The organism is Bacillus sp. FSL R5-0523 (assembly GCF_037975295.1).
Taxonomy (GTDB): domain Bacteria; phylum Bacillota; class Bacilli; order Bacillales; family Bacillaceae; genus Bacillus; species Bacillus subtilis.
Genome location: NZ_CP150251.1, coordinates 3764274 through 3786000 on the forward strand (window position 1 = coordinate 3764274; position 21727 = coordinate 3786000).

22 protein-coding genes are annotated in these 21727 nt (G+C 44.5%); 5 read left to right on the plus strand and 17 right to left on the minus strand.

Features of this window, described 5'->3' with window-relative positions; translation table 11 throughout:
• Positions 1 to 27 precede the first annotated feature (27 nt).
• The 3 genes from NYE53_RS19270 to rodA all read right to left on the minus strand — a co-directional run bounded on the left by NYE53_RS19270 (position 28) and on the right by rodA (position 3239).
• Complete coding sequence (locus NYE53_RS19270) at positions 28 to 1029, minus strand: LLM class flavin-dependent oxidoreductase (RefSeq protein WP_336155319.1); 1002 nt, start codon at positions 1027 to 1029, stop codon at positions 28 to 30.
• 173 nt (positions 1030 to 1202) lie between these two features.
• On the minus strand, positions 1203 to 1952 hold the full coding sequence (gene nfsA / locus NYE53_RS19275; protein WP_014478349.1) for an oxygen-insensitive NADPH nitroreductase: 750 nt from the start codon (positions 1950 to 1952) through the stop codon (positions 1203 to 1205).
• A 105-nt stretch (positions 1953 to 2057) separates the two neighbouring features.
• The gene (gene rodA / locus NYE53_RS19280; protein ID WP_003227413.1) at positions 2058 to 3239 is read right to left on the minus strand and encodes a cell shape-determining peptidoglycan glycosyltransferase RodA; all 1182 of its coding nucleotides are present in this window, start codon (positions 3237 to 3239) and stop codon (positions 2058 to 2060) included.
• 497 nt (positions 3240 to 3736) lie between these two features.
• Here rodA and ywcE point away from each other — a divergent pair, with 497 nt between their 5' ends.
• A complete protein-coding gene (gene ywcE / locus NYE53_RS19285) occupies positions 3737 to 4000 on the plus strand; it encodes a spore morphogenesis/germination protein YwcE (RefSeq protein ID WP_003227411.1) in 264 nt (87 codons plus the stop codon).
• A 41-nt stretch (positions 4001 to 4041) separates the two neighbouring features.
• Here ywcE and qoxD read toward each other — a convergent pair whose 3' ends face one another.
• The 4 genes from qoxD to qoxA are packed head-to-tail and all read right to left on the minus strand — an operon-like array spanning position 4042 to position 7988.
• A complete protein-coding gene (gene qoxD, locus NYE53_RS19290; protein WP_130572989.1) occupies positions 4042 to 4416 on the minus strand; it encodes a cytochrome aa3 quinol oxidase subunit IV in 375 nt (124 codons plus the stop codon).
• 1 nt (position 4417) lies between these two features.
• The gene (qoxC, locus tag NYE53_RS19295; protein ID WP_003227409.1) at positions 4418 to 5032 is read right to left on the minus strand and encodes a cytochrome aa3 quinol oxidase subunit III; all 615 of its coding nucleotides are present in this window, start codon (positions 5030 to 5032) and stop codon (positions 4418 to 4420) included.
• A gap of 13 nt (positions 5033 to 5045) precedes the next feature.
• The gene (gene qoxB / locus NYE53_RS19300) at positions 5046 to 6995 is read right to left on the minus strand and encodes a cytochrome aa3 quinol oxidase subunit I (protein ID WP_003227407.1); all 1950 of its coding nucleotides are present in this window, start codon (positions 6993 to 6995) and stop codon (positions 5046 to 5048) included.
• Positions 6996 to 7022: 27 nt separating this feature from the next.
• The gene (gene qoxA, locus NYE53_RS19305) at positions 7023 to 7988 is read right to left on the minus strand and encodes a cytochrome aa3 quinol oxidase subunit II (protein WP_010886637.1); all 966 of its coding nucleotides are present in this window, start codon (positions 7986 to 7988) and stop codon (positions 7023 to 7025) included.
• A gap of 515 nt (positions 7989 to 8503) precedes the next feature.
• On the opposite strand from qoxA, the gene NYE53_RS19310 reads away from it, so the two are divergent.
• The gene (locus NYE53_RS19310) at positions 8504 to 8749 is read left to right on the plus strand and encodes a GlsB/YeaQ/YmgE family stress response membrane protein (RefSeq protein WP_009968363.1); all 246 of its coding nucleotides are present in this window, start codon (positions 8504 to 8506) and stop codon (positions 8747 to 8749) included.
• Positions 8750 to 8819: 70 nt separating this feature from the next.
• Here NYE53_RS19310 and galT read toward each other — a convergent pair whose 3' ends face one another.
• The 4 genes from galT to slrC all read right to left on the minus strand — a co-directional run bounded on the left by galT (position 8820) and on the right by slrC (position 12692).
• Complete coding sequence (galT, locus tag NYE53_RS19315) at positions 8820 to 10361, minus strand: UDP-glucose--hexose-1-phosphate uridylyltransferase (protein ID WP_339246283.1); 1542 nt, start codon at positions 10359 to 10361, stop codon at positions 8820 to 8822.
• Positions 10362 to 10364: 3 nt separating this feature from the next.
• Complete coding sequence (locus NYE53_RS19320; protein ID WP_339246285.1) at positions 10365 to 11537, minus strand: galactokinase; 1173 nt, start codon at positions 11535 to 11537, stop codon at positions 10365 to 10367.
• Between the two features lie 82 nt (positions 11538 to 11619).
• Positions 11620 to 12003 (minus strand): GtrA family protein, encoded by a 384-nt coding sequence (locus tag NYE53_RS19325; protein ID WP_003227398.1) that lies wholly within the window; start codon positions 12001 to 12003, stop codon positions 11620 to 11622.
• 17 nt (positions 12004 to 12020) lie between these two features.
• Positions 12021 to 12692: a transcriptional regulator SlrC gene (gene slrC, locus NYE53_RS19330; protein WP_339246287.1), complete on the minus strand. Its 672-nt coding sequence runs from the start codon at positions 12690 to 12692 to the stop codon at positions 12021 to 12023.
• Between the two features lie 354 nt (positions 12693 to 13046).
• Here slrC and slrA point away from each other — a divergent pair, with 354 nt between their 5' ends.
• The 3 genes from slrA (at position 13047) to NYE53_RS19345 (ending at position 15494) form a co-directional block, all read left to right on the plus strand.
• On the plus strand, positions 13047 to 13205 hold the full coding sequence (gene slrA / locus NYE53_RS19335) for a transcriptional regulator SlrA (protein WP_003243648.1): 159 nt from the start codon (positions 13047 to 13049) through the stop codon (positions 13203 to 13205).
• 442 nt (positions 13206 to 13647) lie between these two features.
• Complete coding sequence (locus NYE53_RS19340) at positions 13648 to 13956, plus strand: DUF485 domain-containing protein (protein WP_003222190.1); 309 nt, start codon at positions 13648 to 13650, stop codon at positions 13954 to 13956.
• On the plus strand, positions 13953 to 15494 hold the full coding sequence (locus NYE53_RS19345; protein WP_339246291.1) for a cation acetate symporter: 1542 nt from the start codon (positions 13953 to 13955) through the stop codon (positions 15492 to 15494). The genes NYE53_RS19340 and NYE53_RS19345 overlap by 4 nt, the downstream gene beginning before the upstream one ends.
• 30 nt (positions 15495 to 15524) lie before the next feature.
• On the opposite strand, the gene NYE53_RS19350 is transcribed toward NYE53_RS19345, so the two are convergent.
• The 6 genes from NYE53_RS19350 to thiM form a co-directional block, all read right to left on the minus strand.
• The gene (locus tag NYE53_RS19350; RefSeq protein ID WP_014481274.1) at positions 15525 to 16127 is read right to left on the minus strand and encodes a DsbA family protein; all 603 of its coding nucleotides are present in this window, start codon (positions 16125 to 16127) and stop codon (positions 15525 to 15527) included.
• 89 nt (positions 16128 to 16216) lie between these two features.
• Positions 16217 to 17467 (minus strand): iron uptake transporter deferrochelatase/peroxidase subunit, encoded by a 1251-nt coding sequence (gene efeB, locus NYE53_RS19355; protein WP_339246293.1) that lies wholly within the window; start codon positions 17465 to 17467, stop codon positions 16217 to 16219.
• An 18-nt stretch (positions 17468 to 17485) separates the two neighbouring features.
• Positions 17486 to 18643 carry an iron uptake system lipoprotein EfeM gene (efeM, locus tag NYE53_RS19360; RefSeq protein ID WP_042975377.1) on the minus strand — a complete coding sequence of 386 codons (1158 nt, stop codon included), beginning with the start codon at positions 18641 to 18643 and terminating at the stop codon, positions 17486 to 17488.
• The gene (efeU, locus tag NYE53_RS19365; protein ID WP_339246295.1) at positions 18640 to 20085 is read right to left on the minus strand and encodes a ferrous ion permease EfeU; all 1446 of its coding nucleotides are present in this window, start codon (positions 20083 to 20085) and stop codon (positions 18640 to 18642) included. Before efeU ends, efeM begins: the two co-directional genes overlap by 4 nt.
• Before the next feature lie 157 nt (positions 20086 to 20242).
• Positions 20243 to 20911 (minus strand): thiamine phosphate synthase, encoded by a 669-nt coding sequence (gene thiE / locus NYE53_RS19370; RefSeq protein ID WP_123374240.1) that lies wholly within the window; start codon positions 20909 to 20911, stop codon positions 20243 to 20245.
• The gene (gene thiM / locus NYE53_RS19375; protein ID WP_123374241.1) at positions 20908 to 21726 is read right to left on the minus strand and encodes a hydroxyethylthiazole kinase; all 819 of its coding nucleotides are present in this window, start codon (positions 21724 to 21726) and stop codon (positions 20908 to 20910) included. Before thiM ends, thiE begins: the two co-directional genes overlap by 4 nt.
• Between the last annotated feature and the right edge of the window lies 1 nt (position 21727).

Consider the following 21727-nt stretch of genomic DNA (forward strand, 5'->3'; position numbering starts at 1 on the left):
TGCCGAATCGGCAGGGCTTTTTAAAGATCAGTCAGCAAACGCCTCGTGCAATAAGCGATACGATCGGAGCTTGTCTTCAAAATGATGTGTAATGGTCACCACCATGATTTCCTCTGTTTCATACGCTTTACTCAAAGCTAGCAGCTGCTCCTTAACCTGTTCTTTCGTACCAACAATCATTCGATTTCGATTATCAGCAATTCGTCTCTGTTCATAAGGAGAATACGTATTTTTCCGAACAGCTTCATACGAAGGAACTCCCTCTAAAGGAATACCCTGCTCTCCCGCCAAAAGTGTAAAATCAAGCACAGCCCCAAGCTCCTCTGCCTTCTCCTCCGTGTCAGCACAAAGAACAAAAACAGCAACTGCCGCTCGAGGCGTCTCTCCTAACACAGACGGTTTGAATCGTCTCTTATACTGTCTGACAGTACCCTCTCCGCCCTCTCCATTGATAAAATGGGCAAACATATAGCCAGCGCCAGATTCCGCGGCGAGCAGCGCGCTTTCTCCAGATGAGCCGAGCAGCCACACATCGGGAGCCGTTGAAATATGCGGCGCAGCCGTCAGATTCGGAAAACGGTGTTTATCATCCGCCAAATCATGCAAATACATGGTCAGCTCCTTGATTTGCTGCGGATACTGATCAGCATTGCGCTTACCGCCGTCATTCAGCGCCCATGATGCAATCGGCATTCCCCCCGGTGCTCTGCCAAGCCCCAGGTCAATTCTTCCTGGTGTCAGCCCCTCCAGAACACGAAAGTTTTCAGCTACTTTATAAGCACTGTAATGCGGCAGCATGACTCCTCCTGATCCAACACGGATTCGCTTTGTTTTCGCCGCTATATGACTGATTAGCACCTCAGGACTGGACCCTGCCAGCCGTTTTGAAAAGTGATGCTCAGAAACCCAAAATCTCTTATATCCAAGGTCCTCAGCAGCTTGGGCAAGCGCAACGGTTTGCTGTAAGGCCGTTTCTGCATTGCTGCCCTCTGATACTGGAGATTGATCTAATATACTTAATGAAACCATCCCTACCACCTCATCCTCATCGTATCACTGATCCCCTATTTTTTCTCCAAAGCCGCTCACACTGCTTATCAGTGTCCCCTATCATTCGCCATTTATTTGTGAAAGCATGTCCCTATTTGTCGGAATATGTTACACGTGAAACATAAAAACCCCTCCAGACGGAGAGGTTTGCTTTAGTTTTTATTAAAGCCCTTTTCTTTCACGTAGTCATTTAAATACGTACGCGGCTTTTGCTTCATAAAGTTCAGTATTTGATCGGACCACGTTTCTTCCCGCTGCCCGTTTGTTCTTTCTCTATAGTAATCAGAAATGGTTTTGTCATACGTATTCATAGTATGACGGAAATCGTCTGTGTTCACATTATACGTATTCTCATGATAAACGGCCTGCTTTGGCAATCTCGGTTTTTTGCCGGAAAGGTTCGCAGGATGGCCTACTGCCAGTCCGAAAAGGGGGAGCACATGGTCAGGCGTTTGCAGCACCTCTGTCACCTTGTCCAGTTCATTCCGAATGCCGCCGATATAGCAAATGCCAAGCCCCATGGATTCAGCGGCAATGCTCATATTTTGCGCTGCCAGCGCCGCATCAATCAAGCTAACCATAAACATTTCTGTATTCTCGAGCAGCTCAGAAATATGTTCACCTTTTTCCTCAGCCAGTTGTTGATGGCGGTACAAATCCGCACAAAATACAAAAAAGTGTCCGTTCTTCTCAACGTAAGGCTGATTCCCAGCAAGCACGGACAGCTCGCGTTTTTTCTCAGGATCAGAAACCCCGATAATCGAATATGCCTGCACATAGCTGGATGTAGACGCAGCCTGCGCACTTTTCACTAATGTATCAATTTCTTCAGCTGTCAAAAGCTGATCAGTAAAAGACCGGATTGACCGATGATTCAAAATGGTTTCGATTGTGTTATTCATCACAAGAACCTCCTTATCACTTTTTATCATATCCGAAAAAAAGTGATCTCAAAAGTGAAATGCTCTGCACAAAAAAAGACAGCCTCTGAAAAGGCTGTCTGCATATTAAGAATTAAAAAGATAACTTCTGTATTTCGTCAGCTGCACACTTGCATTATATACAATCCCAAATCCGATTAACGTGGAAAGTGTCGAGCTTCCCCCATAGCTGACAAACAGCAGCGGAATCCCGGTAACAGGCATAATGCCGATGTTCATTCCGATATTCTGGAATGTGTGGATGACAATTAACGCCGTATAGCCAACGCAAAAGAAAGAAGCGAAACGGTTAAACGGATGTATTTTGTCTATCAGAACGACAAGCCTGTAGATTAAAAAGAAGAACATGATGACAACAATTGCACAGCCTATAAAGCCAAATGACTCACCTATTATAGAAAAGATAAAGTCGGTCGTACTCTCTGGAACATAAACCTTCAAATTAGAAATACCATTACCTAAAATACCACCAGATCCTATTGCCATGATGGCCTGGTCAACTTGCCAGCTGTCATTTGAATCTTCCTGTGTCTCATTTGAAGCAGACACCCAAGAAGTGACCCGCTTAATTTGATAGTCCTGTATTCCAACTGATTTAGCAACGTCAGGAAAGTTTATCATTACTAATAAAATTAATGAAATGAGTAAGATACCTGAACCAGCTATGATCGCAATCAATTTCCAATTTATCCCTGACATAAAAACCATTACAAGAACGATAAACATACAAATTCCCGCAGTCCCAGCATCCTGCATCAGGATAAGACCTACAGGAATAACTGCGACACCCGCAATCTTTAATAACAAGTGGATATCATCCCTAAGCGTCCGAACTCCTTTAGGATTTGCTTTTCCAATAACTGAAGCAAGCATCATAATCAAACCAACCTTCATAAACTCTGACGGCTGTATTGTTATTCTACCGATCCTAAACCAACTTTTTGCCCCTTTAATAACAGGTGCAATAGACTCGGGACTGATTTTAAGAATAATCAAAGATAAAATACCAATGATAAAAATATATAAACTTAACTTTTCAAGCTGTTCTAAATCAAAGTACAAAAGAACTGTAATGGCAACAGCCCCCAAAAGATAAAACACAATTTGCTGAATCCAATCCGTGTTCCCATACTGCCCAAACTGACCGGCAGCATAAATTGATACTACGCTTATAATAAAAAACACACCAAATATAAAAATCAAATCCCCCTGATAAAAGGGGCTTTGCTGTTTCTTATATCGACTCATTCTATCCCGCCTTACATTTTCATCGGAAAATCACTAATGTTTATTATACATGAACCACGTTCAAGATGACACGTGAAGCTCGCTTCCTTTTATGTTTTTTCAGCACTTGCGGCGCTTTTTCAGCTACACGAAATATGACGTATCATAAACCGAAATGTTTCGATTGACACAAAACTTTTCAAATGAAAAAAACGCCATACCAAAAGAATTTGTTAAAAAACGAATGCGATAATGTGTTTATGTTCCCAAATAATGTGATACCTCATATAGAAACAGCTAAAAATTCAGAGCCCCATGCCCATACATTCTCCTAGCACATTAAACAAAAAAAATAAGACGATAGATCCAGTCCATTTCTGCAAAAACACGTATCAATTTCTGGAAAACATGGTATAATAATTGTAACAGAATGTTCAAAAAACAATCACAAAACAGACACAACTCAGTTCCTCTATTTCATTTTTGAAAACGTTATCACAAAATGAAAGGAGACGGGTATGATGGACATGTTTTTTGCTTACTTATTGGTTGCCAGCGCAACGCCTCTCTTTATTTGGCTTGATAACAAAAAAGTCGCACTCTCAGCTATTCCGCCAATCATTTTAATGTGGGTATTCTTCTTCTTTTACGCAACAGAAAGCCTTTCTCCACTTGGACACACTCTCATGATTATTTTGTTCGCCGTTAACGTCATTGTCGCTCATATCGCCGCATTTATCATTTACGGCCTTCCGTATCTTCGCAGAAAGCGAAGCAGCTGAAGACAGCAAAAAACCCTCTTCCAATGAAGAGGGTTTTTGTATTATTCGTTGTGGCCTGAGTGCTCTGAGTGTTTAGCGCCTCCAGGAGGATTTCCGTCCATATGGTCACCATGGTGATAGTGAGCCGCGAAAATCCAGATGGATCCAAGTACGATAACGATCGCGCCAAAGAATCCGAACAGCGTGTTTCCGACTTGGATCGTGCCGTTTTCGCTCTCTGTCATATGCATGAACATGAGAAGCTGCAGCGCCGCCTGAATGAAGGCGAAGCCGAAGATAATCCAAAGTTTTGCTGATGAGCTCAGGTCAGTATACACTGCAACCCATAGAGCCAGCAGGGTCAAAACGATAGACAGGATAAAACCTACAATGTGTTTCCATGGAAAGTGACTGTGTTCAGCAGATTTGTTTGCCATTTTACAGACCCCCCAATCCCATGAGATAGACACCTGTAAAGATGAAAATCCATACAACATCTAAGAAGTGCCAGTACAAGCTTGAGATAAAGATTTTAGATGAAGTTTGCGGAGTTAAGCCGCGTTTCTTCAACTGAATCAGAATTCCTGTGATCCAGAAAATCCCGATTGTTACGTGAGTTCCGTGAGTTCCAAGTAAAACAAAGAATCCAGACCAGAACGCACTTGTACTGAGAGCCGCTCCTTCATGTACATAGTGAACAAACTCGTTGATCTCGCATCCGACGAAGCCGGCACCGAGAAGAAGAGTGATAATTGTCCAAATGACTACGCCTTTTAAACTTCCGCGGCGCATTTCATGAACAGCGATCCCGCAGGTAAAGCTGCTGATCAGCAGCAAGAACGTCATAATCATTACCAGATTGACTTCAAATAGTTCGTCTGGCAAGACACCTCCAGCTGTTCTGTTTTTAAGAACGAAGAAGGTTGCAAATAGTGTTGAGAACAACACAATTTCTGCCCCTAAAAAGATCCAAAACCCGAGAATATTAAGTCTGCCGGTTTCAGATTGATATTCCATAGGCGCGTTAGAATTGCCGTGTTCTGCATGTTCCATAACTCACGCCTCCTTATTCGGAAATCTTTCTTTCCGTCTCTTTTATTTCATCAACACTAATGTAGTAGCCGTTGTCGTATTCGAATGAACGCAGAACCATGCAGAGCAGGACTCCGATCAATCCGACTACGCCCATCCAGTACCATTCAAAGACAAGTCCAAAGCCAGCGAGACCGAAGGCAACAGACATAAAGAACGGTCTGCCTGAGTTGCTTGGCATATGGATTTTCTTGAATTTGCTTTCAGGGTATAATTCAGTTTTTTCTTCTTTCATATGCAGGAATGCATCTTGAGATTTGACTTCAGGAAGCACCGCAAAGTTGTAATGCGGCGGAATCGCAGAAGAAGTCGCCCAATCAAGCGTACGCCCCACACCCCATGAATCTCCGCTGATTTCACGAGTAGAGTAACGGAAGCTGTAGTAGATGTTATAGCAAAGGATTAAGAATCCTACACCCATCATGAAAGCTCCGACTGTTGAGATAAAGTTCAATGTTGTCCAGCCGTCGTTCGGTCCGTATGTGTAAATACGGCGAGGCATGCCTTGAAGCCCCAAGAAATATTGCGGGAAGAAACAAATATTGAACCCGATCATAAAGATCCAGAAGAACCATTTTCCGATTCTTTCGTTCAGCTTGTGGCCGAACATTTTTGGATACCAGAAAATAAATCCGGCGAAACAAGCAAATACAGTACCCGCGATCAGCACATAGTGGAAGTGAGATACAAGGAAGTACGTATTATGGTATTGATAATCCGCTGCTGCCATCGCAAGCATAACCCCTGTAACCCCGCCGATAACGAAGTTAGGAATGAACGCAAGCGCCCACAGCATAGGTGTTGTAAAGCTGATTCGGCCTTTATACATTGTAAAGAGCCAGTTAAAGATTTTAACCCCGGTTGGGATTGAGATTGCCATTGTCGTAATTGAGAAGAATGAGTTAACGGACGCACTGTTCCCCATTGTGAAGAAGTGGTGAGTCCAAACTAAGAAACTCAATACAGAGATGGCGATAATAGAACCAACCATCGCTTTGTAACCAAACAATTGTTTTCTTGCAAAGCTTGAGATGATTTCTGAGAAAATACCAAACGCCGGAAGAATAACGATATATACTTCAGGATGTCCCCAAATCCAGAACAAGTTAGCCCAAAGCATCGGCATACCGCCTGCTTCCAATGTGAAAAAGTGAGCGCCGAACAAACGATCAAATGATAAAAGTGCTAATGCTACTGTAAGTACAGGGAACGCAAACACGATAATAACCATTGTGATCAGTGTTGTCCATGTGAACATCGGCATACGCATTAATGTCATGCCTTTTGTTCTCATTTTTAAGATTGTTACCATAAAGTTGATCCCTGTCATCAGGGTACCGATACCGGCAATCTGAAGTCCGAGGAGGTAGTAGTTCTCACCCGGCCCAGGGCTCATGTCGTTACTTGCAAGCGGCATATAACTCGTCCAGCCTGCGTTCGGAGAACCTCCGATAACGAAAGAAATATTGAAAAGCATCGCCCCTACAAAGAACGTCCAGAAGCTCAGGTTGTTCAAGTAAGGGAATGCAACGTCGCGGGCACCGATTTGAAGAGGCACAACAACGTTGATAAGACCGATTAAGAACGGCATCGCCATGAAGATGATCATGATTGTACCGTGAGTTGTAAAAATTTCATTATAGTGGTTTGAGTCTAAAAAACTGTTATTCGGAAGCGCTAGCTGGGCACGCATCATCAGACCGTCGACACCGCCGCGGAATAACATAATTACAGCAGATATAATATACATGATTCCGAGTTTTTTATGGTCAACAGTAGTTATCCATTCAGACCACAGCCATTTCCACTTTTTAAAGTAAGTCAGTACAAAAATAATGGCAATGGTTGAAAGCGCAATGGAAACTTGTGCGCCCAGAATTAATGGGTCACCAGTTACGAAAAATTCGTCCCATTTGAATTTCATGCAGGCTTCCTCCTTTCCTGATCAATATCATTCTTCTGTATCATCAGACTTCTTAAATTCGTTTTTCTTTACGTTTTCAAACGGATCTGTTTTAGAGTGCGGTGAAACGGCTTGATAGCCAAGGCGTTTGCGCGCCTCCATCGCGTACTCAGCGTCTTGTCCGTGATCAACGTATTTCAAGTGAGTAGAAGAGAACGTTAATTCGTCCACATTTTCAGGAAGCATCAATTCATCATACTTCTCTTTTGTCAGCTTAGGAGCCTCGTTCTGAGTCTTTTTCACCCAGCTGTTAAAGTCTTTTTCTGTGACTGCATTCACATCAAACTCTTGGTCTGCAAAATGTTCACCTGTGAAGTTCGCGTTGCGGCCTTCGTAAGTACCCACTTTGTCAGCCTGTAAGTATTGATCCATCAGCATTCCTGCCATCGCATATTTTTGCCCTCCAAGCTGAGGAATCCATAGCGAAGCCATTGAATCTGCAGATGAGATTTTGAACAAGATCGGGCGGTCGACAGGAATGTTTAAGTAGTTGACCGTTTCAATATCCTGTTCAGGGTAGCTGAATACCCATTTCCAGTCTACCGAAGTAGCATAAACAACAAGAGGCTCTTTGTCTTTTGTTGCTTCAGGAGCTTTTTCTAACGAATATATCGTCTGTACTGTTGGCACAGAAAGTGCAATGACGATTAAAATTGGGATCACTGTCCAGACTACTTCTAAAAACGTGTTACCGTGAATTTCTGGGTTATAAGATCCATTATCTTTGCCTTTACGGTCGCGGTATTTTACTAAAATAATGGTAAATAGAACAAAGACGACCCCGACGATAAACAGCATAAATCCGATAGATAACAGGATTAAATCACTTTGCTGTTCAGCTACAGGTCCTTTCGGATCTAGTACTGAAGCATTGCTGCATCCCCCAAGGACGAAAACCACAGTTAACAGCGCTAATACAAGCAACGGTTTTAATGCTCTGAACAAGAAGATCACCATCCTTCCTATTGATGTAATAAATCTGAAGTGCATACTTCCTCAAAATCTTTTCTCTACTTTGTTATGCTATCAAAAACTTCACTTATTAGCTTTATTTTTTTATAAACTTCATCCCATTTTCGCTTAAATGTCATAAAATCGACAAAAATTGCTCCAACTTTATTCACATCTATCGCTTAAGATGAAAAGTTTCTAGTTATTTCCGCATATAAAGTAAAGAAAGATGATGAAGAACTAATTCTGACAAATTAAGGTTTACCACAATAAAAAACTTAGGTCAATCAAAAATTTCATTTTGTTAAACTTTCTAGATAGGAATTATTTTTTCCTTGTCTAGCATCTTTTCACACGGTTACCATTTTAACGCATAAAATATTGAAAGAAAAGGCGCAATGAAGAGCCAATATGCTCTGAATTGTCCGTATTTTTTTATGAGAGCATCCAGTTGTTTATCTTATACAAAAAAGAGGAATGATATAAGCAAATAAATAAAAAATAGGATGTGTTGCATGATGAGTTTTCTTATTTCACTTATCGTCGCTATTATTATCGGATGGCTTGGAAGCCTGTTTGTAAAAGGAGATATGCCCGGAGGAATTATCGGGTCTATGATCGCAGGTCTTATAGGCGCCTGGATCGGACACGGGCTGCTTGGAACATGGGGGCCGCACCTAGCCGGATTTGCCATTATTCCAGCGGTAATCGGCGCAGCCATTGTTGTCTTTCTAGTAAGCCTGTTAACCAGAAAAAGAGGATAAAAGCAGCAGCACCCGAAGCGTCAGCGCTTTGGGTGTTTGTTTTGCCATAAAAATCGAAAAAGCCTCAACCCTAGCGGTTGAGGCTTTTGACAGGTTTGACGCCCAACTGGTCGATGAACCTTCTGAAGGCCTGTTTTCCTTCCGTTGTCTGTTTAAACACACCGGCGTGTTCAAGGATGCGCGCGAATACATGTCCCAGCTCTTCTTTTATGACTAGATCTACGTTCTCTTTTGTTATGGTTCTTTTTTCCATCATTCGAAGAGCCCATTCACTATGCTTTGCCGTGAGCGGATTTTGTTCTAAAGCTGTTTTCGGATTAGCAGAACATAGCGCCGCTGCCGTTTCTTTCATTTCCTCCTGTAAGCGGCCAGGCAATATCGCCAATCCCATGACCTCAATCAGGCCGATATTTTCTTTTTTAATATGGTGGACTTCTTGATGAGGATGAAATATTCCTAATGGATGCTCCTCATCCGTCCGGTTGTTCCTCAGTACGATATCGAGTTCGTACAAGTCTCCCCTGCGCCGCGCAATCGGTGTGACCGTATTATGGGGCGTATCGCCTGTATAGGCGGCAATGCCGGCTTTTTCATCGGAATACGTCTGCCACGTGCGGAAGATAAGGTCAGCAGCTTCGGCGACATGACCCGGTTCGTCTCCTTGGAGCCTGAGCACAGACATCGGCCACTTCACTAAGCCCAGCGACACGCCGGGATAATCGTTTAATTCATAAACGTCTTCCGCTTCTGCACGTGCCATTGGAAAATCATGCGCGCCGCCTTGGAAATGATCATGGCTTAGGATGCTGCCGCCGACAATCGGCAGATCCGCGTTTGAACCGATAAAATAATGCGGATATTGGCCAAGAAATGACAGCAGCCTTTCAAATGTTTTTTTGCTGATCTCCATCGGTTCATGTTCACCTTTTAAGACAATGCAGTGCTCCGGATAATAGACATATGGCGAGAATTGCAGGAACCATTGTTCGTCCTCAAGGATGACCGGAATGATTCTGTGATTTTGCCGGGCTGGATGATTCACGTTTCCCTCGAAGCCGACATTTTCTTTACACAGCAAACACATCGGATAATTTGTCTGTTCCTGCTCTTTTGCAGCCGCAATCGCTTTCGGGTCCTTTTCAGGCTTTGATAGGTTAATGGTCATTTCCAGCTCGCCATATTCGGTCGGCACCGTCCAATGAACATTTTTGGCTATTCTGTCAGTCCGTATATAATAGACATCCTCTGAATATTGATAGAATTCCTTTGTCGCCTGTTTTGGGCCGTATAATGCTTTTGTCTCTTCAAATTTGCGAATGACCTCGGACGGGGCAGGCACAAAACAGCCCATCAGCTTTGCGCTGAGCAGGTCACGGTACGTATCTGTATCCGTTTCCATTCGGCCGGTTTCCGCAGCCCATTTATAGATGGGAGCGAGCAAGTCCGGCAGGCTTTGTGACTGCTTGATGCTGGTGCTGGAGATCGGCTCGGGATGTGTGATGCCCAGCGCTTCATAAAGACGGTTTCTCGTATATTCCCGATCCCAGATCGAAATCAATTTTCGTTCCAGGCCATACTCAAGCAGCTGTTCCAGATGTTCAATAATACTCATATGTCACTCCCCCTTTAGTTCTCTCGCTCCCTCTCCGATATCCGCGACATAAAAGTCCGCTCGGAGCCCTGTTTTTTCTTGATATCTGTCTCCAACCTTCTGAATAAAATCATCAACGAACTCATCTTTTACAATGCTGATGGTGCAGCCGCCAAAGCCTGCTCCCGTCATTCTTGATCCAATTACACCTTCGTGATCCCATGCCGCAAACACAAGCTCATCAAGTTCAGGGCATGTTACTTCATAGTCATCCTTCAATGAAAGGTGGGATTCCTTCATTAACTGCCCGATTTCATCTATATTGTTCTCTTTGAACATATGGGCCGTCTTAATAGCACGATGATTTTCGTATACAGCGTGCTTTGCCCGGCGTCTGTTCGTTTCATTTTGGATCAGGCTGGAATGCGCATCGAAATCAGAAGGCTTGATGTCGCCCAGTGCGGCAATATCGAGGCCTTTTTTCAGATCAAGCAATGCATCATTGCATTCTTGGCGTCTCGTATTATAGCTTGAGTCAGCCAATGTCCTTTTTTTGTTCGTGTTCGCGATGACCAGCGCGAGGCCTGAGACATTGAGTTTGCTATATTCATAGTCAAGCGTGTCACAGTTCAGCAGCATCGCATGATGTTTTTTACCCATTCCAATTGCAAATTGGTCCATAATTCCGCAATTGACGCCGATAAACTGGTTTTCCGCATGCTGAGCCATTTTCACAAGCTCAAGCGCATCTACTTCAGGATGAAAATAGCTTTGGAGCACAACCCCCATCAGCAGTTCAATAGAAGCGGAAGACGACAGCCCCGCCCCGTTTGGAATATTCCCTGAAAATACAATGTCAAAGCCATGGGGAACTGCATATCCCCTCTTTTGAAATTCATAAATAACGCCTTTTGGGTAGTTCGCCCAGTCGTCTTCTTTTTGATAGCGAATGTCGTCAAGGCTGCATTCCTTGATCCCCGCGTCTTTAAAGTTGTCTGAATACATCCGGACAACCCCGTCTTTTCTTTCTGCAACAGCAGCATATGTACCCATTGTCAGCGCACACGGAAAGACATGCCCGCCGTTATAGTCTGTATGTTCTCCAATCAGATTCACTCTTCCAGGTGCGAAAAAAAACCGTAACCCCTCTTTTTCTCCGAATACACTTGCAAATATCCCCTTTAGCTCTTCCCGCATGTGCAATCACCTTTCTGGTTTTTATTTTTTATTCCCCTTATTTCTCCATAGAAAACGGCAGATCATATGCTGCTGTCCTCTGTCATACCCCTTCTTCTTTTGTTTTTTTAAAGACGAGCCATTTGCTCGCAACATAGTTGACGACAACAATGACCGCGTTGTCGAGTATTTTGGCCAAGGTTTCATTTGTATTGAACTGGCCGACAAGAATGATCATCATGCCTAAATCTATGCCGAGAGACAGGACCCGAACGCTGAAAAAAGCAGTGAGCTCTTTCAGCAGGCTCTGCAGATCATGTGTTTTTTGCTGAAACACATATAATTTATTTGTTATGTAAGCAAACAGCACGGACAAAATCCAAGCGGCGACAGTGGCGGCTTTGTAATCCACATTCATGATCTCTACCAATATATAAAAGCTGGCGATATTCACAATGGTTGTGAAAACCCCCATAATGATATACATAATTATTTCTCTATACTTCACTGATGTTCCTCGCTTTCTGAAAAACTTTTCAAAATTCTTGGCGTCTCGTGCTCTCTGTCTAAAGTGAAAAATATCGAGAGTGCGTCTAAAAAGCTGCGGAAGGTGGCTGGCTGGCCCAATACATATGATTGTTTGATGATTCCGTCGAGGACTGCACATATTATTTTAGCCGTATATTCCGGATCAATACAGGCGTCAATCAGCTTTCTCTCCTTCAGCCACTTAATATATAACACATTTTCTTCCACCCACAGTTCGTACAGCCGGACATAGGCCTTGCATTTCTTTAAGACTTTATACGTCGGCATGTTCATGGCAAACGAGGTGATGTCCCACGACGGCTTATTTATGTAATAGGAATAAAGCAGTTCTGCAGCGTGTTTTGCAGCCTCGTCCAATGTCAGCGATTTCACTGACTCCCGCTCCATTTGATCAAGATACCCTATAATGATCTTTTTTTTCATCTGACGTTTTTCGAGAAGATACAGCAGAAAATCGTCCTTGCTGACAAAATGAACATAAAATGCCCCTTTGCTGTACCCGGCGGCTCTGCTGATATCTTCTACAGAAACCGGATCATACGCTCGGTCAATCAACAAATTCACGCCAGCGTCTATAAAACTTTCAAATGTTGCTTCTCTTTTAATTTGAAATTTGTTTTTTTTCATATTTTTCTCCTGGCGGTAATGATTACCCTTATCTTACACCGGATCAATCTTTAGCGGTATTTATTTCTTTGAACGGTTATGCTATTCGGTTTCCCAGGGGTCATTTTTAATAGGCTAAATGATTTATTTTCATTTACATACTATCCAGTCAGTATTTAATTGTTTATTATTATAAATAAGGTCCATTGGTTATATTAGTCATTTTTTTAGGGAATAGGTAGGTGGTTTTTCCTTCAGTTTGTGAACACCGAGCAACTATGTGTGAAATTTGTTGTACTCGCCTCATCATCGCGCTGGCTTGTCTTTTATTGCCCGCATGTTGCAGGAAAACATTTTATACAATTGGAGGTTACTATGAAAACTCATGTTAAAAAAGATTTGGACAAAGGTTGGCATATGTTAATTCAAGAAGCTAGATCCATTGGATTAGGCATTCATGATGTGAGGCAGTTTTTAGAATCTGAGACAGCATCGAGAAAGAAAAACCACAAAAAAACCGTCCGGCAAGACTAGTCCGAACAGGCGGATCTATTTACCTCTGGCTTTTCTATCACCTGATCTGAGTTTTCACCATATCCTCTATTCAAAAGCAAATCGCTGCGCTGAGCTTGAGGACAAACGGTGTGTCAGCTAACTACGACAGACAGCCGGTGATGCGATCACCTCTTGGCACATGCATTGTCATAAAGAGGTGATGCGAACATGATAACCGTGCTCTGGTAAACAGCAGCTTTGCTGAGAACAAGCTGCATTCGGTGAGGTTTTGAAAGCAAACTCGTTTATACACGGCCGAGCTTGAAAACCTTCGCCTGTCTTTAGACCACTGTGTTCACCTCTTCACGACTTCCTTCTTTTTTCATCCTCCAGATATTGTTCAACGCATAAATCGGACTTTCAGTACATACCTATTGGTGTACCTTTTTGCTTACGTTTAGCGAATAAAAGGAGGAAAGCCATGTACAAAGCTGATTATAAACAGATTGCTGCAACGCCGTCTTTTCAAGCTTTTTTAAAGCAGAAACGCGCTTTTATTGTTCCTTCTGCGATTTTCTTTTTTGTCTTTTATTTTTCACTCCCTGTTTTGACATCTTATTTCACCTTTTTGAATGCACCGGCCATTGGAGCTGTTTCATGGGCTTGGCTGTTCGCCATCGCCCAATTCGCTATGACCTGGATACTGAGTACTGTGTATTCCCGGAGAGCTGCTCATTTCGATCGGTATGTAAGCGCTTTAAAAGAGGATCTGAAGGGTGAACAGACATGAATATGACTGCTTTTTTATTATTTTTGGCGATTGTTGGCTTGACGCTTATTATCACGTATTTTGCCGCGAAGCGGACGAAAACGACGAGTGAGTTTTATACGGCGGGCGGCGGGCTCACCGGCGTTCAGAATGGACTGGCAATTGCCGGTGACTACATGTCTGCCGCCTCGTTTCTCGGGATTGCCGGAATGATTGCGTTATATGGATTTGATGGCTTCTTTTACAGCATCGGTTTTCTGGTGACTTATCTTGTTGTCTTGTACATCGTGGCGGAGCCGCTTCGGAATCTTGGAAAGTACACGATGGCAGACATGATTGCCGCTCGCTTTAAAGAAAAGAAAATCCGCGGTGTCGCGGCTCTCAATACCATTGCCATCTCTACTTTTTATATGATCGCCCAGCTCGTGGGGGCGGGCGCGCTGATCAAACTGCTTCTAGGGCTGGATTATACCGCGGCTGTCCTCATCGTCGGAGTGCTGATGACCATTTATGTCGTGTTTGGCGGCATGATCGCGACAAGCTGGGTTCAAATTATTAAAGCCGTTTTGCTGATGGCCGGCACACTCGTGATTTCGATTATCGTGTTTTCGAAATTCGGCTTTAGCCTTAATACCATGTTTGAACAGATGAAAACGGCTACTCCGCTTGGCGCTGATTTTATGAATCCCGGAAATAAATACAAGGTGCCGCTTGAGACCTTGTCGTTAAACTTGGCACTCGTGCTGGGAACCGCCGGGCTTCCGCATATATTGATCCGGTTTTATACCGTTAAGGATGCCAAGACGGCCCGTACATCCGTTGTGTCAGCGACATGGATTATCGGTGTGTTTTATATTATGACGGTGTTTCTCGGCTTTGGTGCCGCAGCATTTGTCGGTATTGACGCGATTACAGCGGCTGATCAAGCGGGAAATATGGCGGCTCCGCTTTTAGCAAAAGCGCTCGGAGGAGACTTTCTGTTCGCGTTTGTATCAGCCATCGCCTTTGCCACCATTTTGGCTGTCGTGACAGGGTTGGTGCTGTCTGCCGCCTCAGCATTTGCCCATGATATTTACAGCCAGATCATCAGAAAGGGAGAAGCAACTGAAAAAGAACAGATGAAAGCGGCCAGATGGGCTTCTGTCGCTGTGTCAGTACTCTCGATTCTCCTTGCGATTTTTGCACAATCCTTAAATGTGGCGTTCCTTGTTGCACTCGCGTTTGCAGTAGCCGCCAGCGCAAACCTTCCGCTGATTGTGTTTACAGTCTTTTGGAAACGATTCAATGCCTCAGGCGCTTTATGGGGCAGCCTGACAGGCCTGATCAGCGCGCTTGTGCTGGTATCGATGAGCCCTAGTGTGTGGGACCCGGCCGGAGGTGCTATTTTTACCGGTGATCCGCTCATTCCGCTGTCTAATCCAGGAATTATTTCCATCCCGCTCGGCTTTCTCGGCGCGTGGCTCGGAACGGTGCTGTCGTCTGATAAAACAATTGATGAAGATACGTTTGCAGAAATTCAGGTGAAGGCGCATACTGGCGTCCATATGGAACAGGAATAAAAAAAGCTCTCTTTATAGAGAGCTTTTTCCTTACTTTTTCTTCTGCTCGTCAGAAATCGCTTTTTCAAATACATCCTTGCCGGCAGCACCCGGAATTACAGTGTCGCCGATAATAAAGGTTGGAACGGCTGTGATGTCAGCCTCTTCATAGGCGTGCTTCAAGGCTTGGCGCTGCACGTCCTGATATGTTCTTGTTTCCAGTGCTGATTTGAATGATGCACCGTCTAATCCCACTTCCTCAGCGAGCTTCGTCAAGATGTCAATATCGCCAATATTTTGGCCCTCCTGGAAAAACGCCTGAAAGACACGGGTATTATATTCATGTCCTTTATTGTATTCCTTCGCAAAATGGAAGCCTTCAAACGCGAGGTCTGTATACGGATGGGGCGAGACGTTTGGAAAATTGATCTCGACTCCTAATTTCTCCGCCATTGGCTGAATTGATGTCTGCCACATGTACTGTTTGGAAGGATCATTGACCGGATCAAGCTGAGGAGATGGGCTTGGGCGCAGTTCAAACGGCATCCACTCGACTTCAACATCCTTTCCTTTTATCGCTTCTTCAAAAGCGGCTTTTCCAACGAAACAAAATGGGCAGACGTAATCTGAATAAACTTTAATGTGTACTGTCATGATAATCTCCTTTCGTATAAATTGATTTTAAACTGTAACAATCAAAGTTACAACTGTTTTTTAAATAAAGAAGCCGATTTAGGCTTCTTTTATGATCCCAGCAAACGCTGGGCAATATATTCTCCTTTTTTGCAGCCGCCTGGGCATGCATATAAAGCAGAGCCGATTGTTTGTGTATATTCGTTTAACGCATCCTTTGCTGAAAGAGCCTTCAGCATCGGGATAAACTGATTGTCGGGATTTTTTTGAAAACTGATAAACAGAAGACCTGCATCCATATAGCCGGTTTTCGGATCAAGTCCTTCTGTGTAAGAGAAAGCTCTTCGCAAAATTTGTTTTCCAGTAGATTTCGCTAGACTGACGTGTGAATTAGACGGAATTTGATTCAGCTTCACGGGATCTGTTTCCTTTTTCTGCCCAAAAGGCGCCCCTGAGCTTTTTCTGCGGCCGAAGGTATCCTCTTGGTCCTTAAGGGAAGAGCGGTCCCATATCTCAAGGAACATTTTGATTTTCCGAAAAGCCATATAGGTGCCGCCCGTCATCCAGTCAGGCTCACCGGACTGAATCCACACGATCGAGTTCATCAAGCTGTCATCCTCCGTGCTCTGGTTGCCTGTTCCATCTTTGAACCCGAAGAGGTTGCGCGGTGTTTCACCATTTTTTCCTCCGCTTAAAAAGCCTTTGTTCACAAAACGGACCTCACAAGTGCCGACCGCTTGATTTAGCAGGTTACGCAGCGCGTGAAACGCCACTTGCTCATCGTCTGCACATACTTGAATGCAGATGTCCCCGCCTCCCTGCTTTTCATCCAGGTTGTCATTGGGCATCGCTGGAAGAGCGGCTAGGTGCTTCGGTTTTTTGCTTTTCAGTCCGAAGCGGTCCTTTCCGTCTTTTTCAAAGAAGCCAGACCCGAATCCGAATGTGACCGTTAAGTTGGAAGGGGATAAATCAGCAGACTCACCTGTATCCTGCGGCGGCAGATACTGATTTCTCTGCTCCGCTGACATTTTCTTGCCAGACGTCAGCATCTGTGTGAGACTTGTCCAGTTTCTAAATAATGTAATGATGTCGCTTTTCTCTTTTGCTGTTACATCCAATGCAGCAAAATAGACATACGTTTGATGGGCAGTTGTGATTCCGGCCTGATGCTTTCCGTAAAACGGAACAACCTGATCATCCTCTTTTTCATCCTTTTTCGATGGCTTAGCCGCGGTCTGAACAAGCGGAGCGAGTCCGCCGAGTCCGCTGGCACCGATCGCAACGGCTGCCCCCGCCATTGCTCCCCATTTTAAAATGTCCCGTCTGTGAATTTGTTCTGGCTTTTTTTGTTCATCGCTCATGATGTTACAAAACTCCTTTTATAGCACATTCGCAATCTTCGACATGGTTTCAGAAAGAGTCGTCAGCTTAGTGCTCAGCTCTCTGATTTGCTTTTCACTTAATTTATCATAAGACGTATAGGACTGATCATTTGTTTTGTATTTTGCCATTAAAACTTCAAATTCGCTGAACTCCGTATCCAGTTTTTCCGTCAAGTCGGAGTGATCTTTTACAAGCGCGCTTTTCACTGTTTGATAAACGGCTTCGGAGCCTTCCACATTTGCCATAAGGTCGACTAAATCGATTCGTGAGTAGCGCTCTTCTTCTCCCGTGATTTTCGAAATCCCGGCTTCGTTCAGAAGCTCCATCGCGCCTGCTACAATTTGTTCAGGTGTTAATTTCAGTGATTGAATTGAACCGTCGAGCTCTTTTACATCCTTGAGAAGCTGGTCAGCTGTTGCCTTTTCCCCGGAAATATCTTGATCCTTCCAAATGGCCTTCTCAAGCTTATGGAAGCCTGTCCATTTGTCTCCTTCTTCAACATCGTTTTCTCGAGCATCAATTTTCGGGTCAAGATCTCCAAGGCTTTCAGCGATCGGTTCGATACGCTCGTAATAAACACGCGCTTTCGCATATAACGTTTTAGATTTTTCGATATCGCCGGATTTCACAGCACCCGTAAATGCTTCAGTCGCTTTGACAAGCTGGTCACTCTGCTCTTTGACATAGCCTTTATACTCATCCGCTGCTTTTGCCAGCTGATCGCTAGCCTTTTTGCCGCTCTTCTTCGCTTCTGTCAGGTCTTCTAAGGACGCTTTCAATGACTCGGATTCTGTCTTGATTTTTGCTGTATCCGGTTTGTCTTTTTGCGCTTCTGTGTAGATTGGCTGAAGATGTTTTTCGATTTCTGTATATTCGAATGGATAGTCGCTGCGAATGTCGTTTTCAAAGGAAAGCCAGTAGCTGTTTAACTCTTTCCCCTTCTTTTCAATCTCTTTTTGGTCTCCTTTTTCCGCTGAGTCATTCAGCTTGGAAATGATGGTTTCCATTTTATTTACGGATGCGGTGATTTCTTTAGTGACCCCGCTTTTTTCAGATGAAGCTTTTTCTTTGGTTGAAGATGTGTCGTTGGCTCCGCAGCCTGCGCACAGCGCAAGGATGCATCCGGCTGATACAGCGATTTTTGTGAAATTCATTTTGTCAGTTCCTTTCTGTTTGTAAAATGTTTTGCCGCTTCTGAAACAAGCGCAATCAGTAAAAAGAGTAAAATCAACATTTGCGGAATCGTGCTGTACACAGACGGATAAATTCCTAGCACCGATACAGACGGCAGCCAGCTTTCTGCATCAGACGGAAGAATGCCCGCCAGCTGAAGGCTGTGAACGCCGGTTCCGAGAAATTTCACGCACATATACAGGACAACCGCCATTGATAGAAGAAAAAACGGCTTCAATGGAATACGCATTCCGAGCTTGATCATCAGAACACCGACGATGACGAGAACGATAAGCCCTGCGGCAGTTCCGCCGATCAGTTCAGTGAGCGGGAGCTTCCCGACAAGCCCGATGAAAAAGATGACCGTTTCGAGACCTTCTCTTACAACTGCCAGAAATGCAATGAGCGCAAAGGAAAGCAGGCTTCGTTTTTTTAGTGCCTGTGACTTCTGGATATTGATTTTTTCTCTCCATTTATCCATTGAGGCGTTTCTGTGCAGCCACACCCCGACATACAAAAGCATGACAGCAGACAGTACGCCGGTAACGCCGCCAAGCAAGAAATTGTTTTCTCCGAATACACTGGAGGAGAACAGAACCGTGACACCGATGCCGGCTGCTAAGGAAACAGCCATGCCGGCGGACGCCCCGCCCCAGATCCATGCCGAGGAGCGCGTGACCCGTGCTTTTTTTGTCATGGTTAATAGCGCTCCGATGACAAGGAGGGCCTCCATTCCTTCACGAATCGGGATCAGCGCCGCATCCCACCAGCTGTAGCTGCTTGAAGCGATCGGCTCGAGCAATTGAATCATTTCGTCAATTTGCTTTGATACCTTTTCAGGATGGCTGCCGATCTCCGCCTTCATCAGCGCCAGATTTTCCTCCGATGTCGTATAGGCTTCTTTCGATTGGGACACGACGTCTCCCTCAACAGCGAGCCAGGATGTAACTAAATTGTCGATTGCGGATGACGCTTCATCCAATTGTTTTTTTTCTATTAACTGTTTTGTGTCTTTCAAGCTTTGTATATAGGCTGTTAAGGACGCCCTTGATTGACCTGAGGATGTCTTTTTCAGCACGACAGCCTGCTGATAGGTTTCTAAATGAGACGCAAGCTCTTCAAGCTGTGTTTTGAGCTTGCCTGCGTCTTTATTGATAAAAGAAAGAGAAATCATCGCGATATTCGCGTCCATTTCACTGTGAGAAGAAAGGTTTTCTTTCTTAATAGAAGGTTCTTCTTTTTTCCACTTTGTCTTAAAGGTTTCAAACGTTTGCTGTGCCAAGTCTATATCTCCGTCTTGTACGGATTTGATCATTTGCTTGTTTAATTGAATTAATGCAGCGATCGGATCATCTTCCGCTTGTGCCGCAGAACCGAAAACCATCAACAAGCTGAATAAAATAAGTGCCAGCCCCCGAGCCATCATGTTCCTCCTATAACTGAAAATGATTATCATTGTATAACATAATCATAGCCAGTTCCTGTCCTTTGTCAATTAAAATTTGAAGGTCTGAAAACCTTGATGTAAAGCAAAAAAAGCTGTCCTTTTACAGAACAGCTTTTTGAAGAAAGATGAACGATTATCTTCCTGTTTTATACGTTTGAATTTCCTCCCGAAACTTGCGTGCAGCACTCTCAGGATCCTCCGCCTGACTGATGGCGCTGATCATACTGACGCCATCGGCCCCCGCTTGGATAACAGGTGCGGCATTATCTATTGTGATGCCGCCGATGCCGACAATTGGAATGCTGATGCCTTGGCGGCGGACTGCTTCAATAAGAGATACCCCTTGTACCGCTCTCGTATCTTTTTTCGTTTCAGTCGGATAGATCGGCCCAAGCCCGACATAATCCGCTCCGTCTTCTTCGGCTTGCTTCACCTCAGACATCGTATGGGCGGAAACGCCGAGAATCATTTCACCTATGGCAGCTCTTACCTCTTTCGCGTTTGCGTCTTCCTGGCCGATGTGGATACCGTCAGCTCTCAGCTTCAGAGCCAATTCCACATCATCATTGACAATGAACGGAACACCAGCTTCACGGCAGGCTGCCTGCGCTTTTTCAGCAAATTCAATCCGAGCCTCTCCTGTCAGCGCATCCCCGCCTTTTTCACGGAACTGGTACAGGGTGGCACCGCCTTTTAACGCTTTTTGTACAACTGTAACAGGGTCGGCTTTCGTATTGTTTGACCCCATAATGAAGTAAACAGATAATAACTCTTTCATCATTTCCCGAGAAATACGAGTCATGAGACAGTCACCCTTTCTATAGTCGCCCTTTCTTGGACGTCTTGTTCAGTAACAGTTGAAAGCTTGTTCAGCAATTCAACCTGAAAGCTTCCAGGGCCTTGGCCAGCCGTCTGCTGTGCGGCAAGCTGAGCGGCGACCCCATACGAAGAAATAGCCGCAATAGCAGCAAACAATGGATTTTCTTCCACAGCGCAAAACGCACCGACGATGGAAGTCAGCAGGCAACCGGCGCCTGTCACTTTTGTCAGCAGCTTGTGGCCGTTATGAAGGGTGTATACATGTGACGTGTCGGCTATGACATCAACTTCACCAGTTATCGCAATGACCGTGTTTAGCTTTTGTGCCGCCTGCTGAGCCAGCCGGATGATGTCGCCTCCGCCTTCACCCGCATCAACACCTTTGATCAGCCAATCGGTCACGCCGACGGTATGGGCAATTTCCGCCGCATTTCCTCTGATTGCAGCAAGGCGTACCTCACGAATGATGTCACGTGCCGATTCAGTGCGGAACGGTGTTGCTCCGGCACCGACAGGATCAAGAATGACGGGAACGCCATGTTCATTAGCTGATTTCCCCGCGATGATCATCGCTTCGACTGACTCCTTGCTCAGCGTTCCGATATTTAAAACGAGTGCACCCGCAATCTTCGCCATATCGGCGACCTCTTCTTTTGCGTATGCCATAACGGGCGATGCGCCGAGCGCGAGCAGGCCGTTTGCTGTGAAATTCGTTACGACATTGTTGGTTATGCTATGCACCAGTGGGCTATACTGGCGGACAGCCGTAAGACATTTTGCTGCTGATTGTGCATCCATG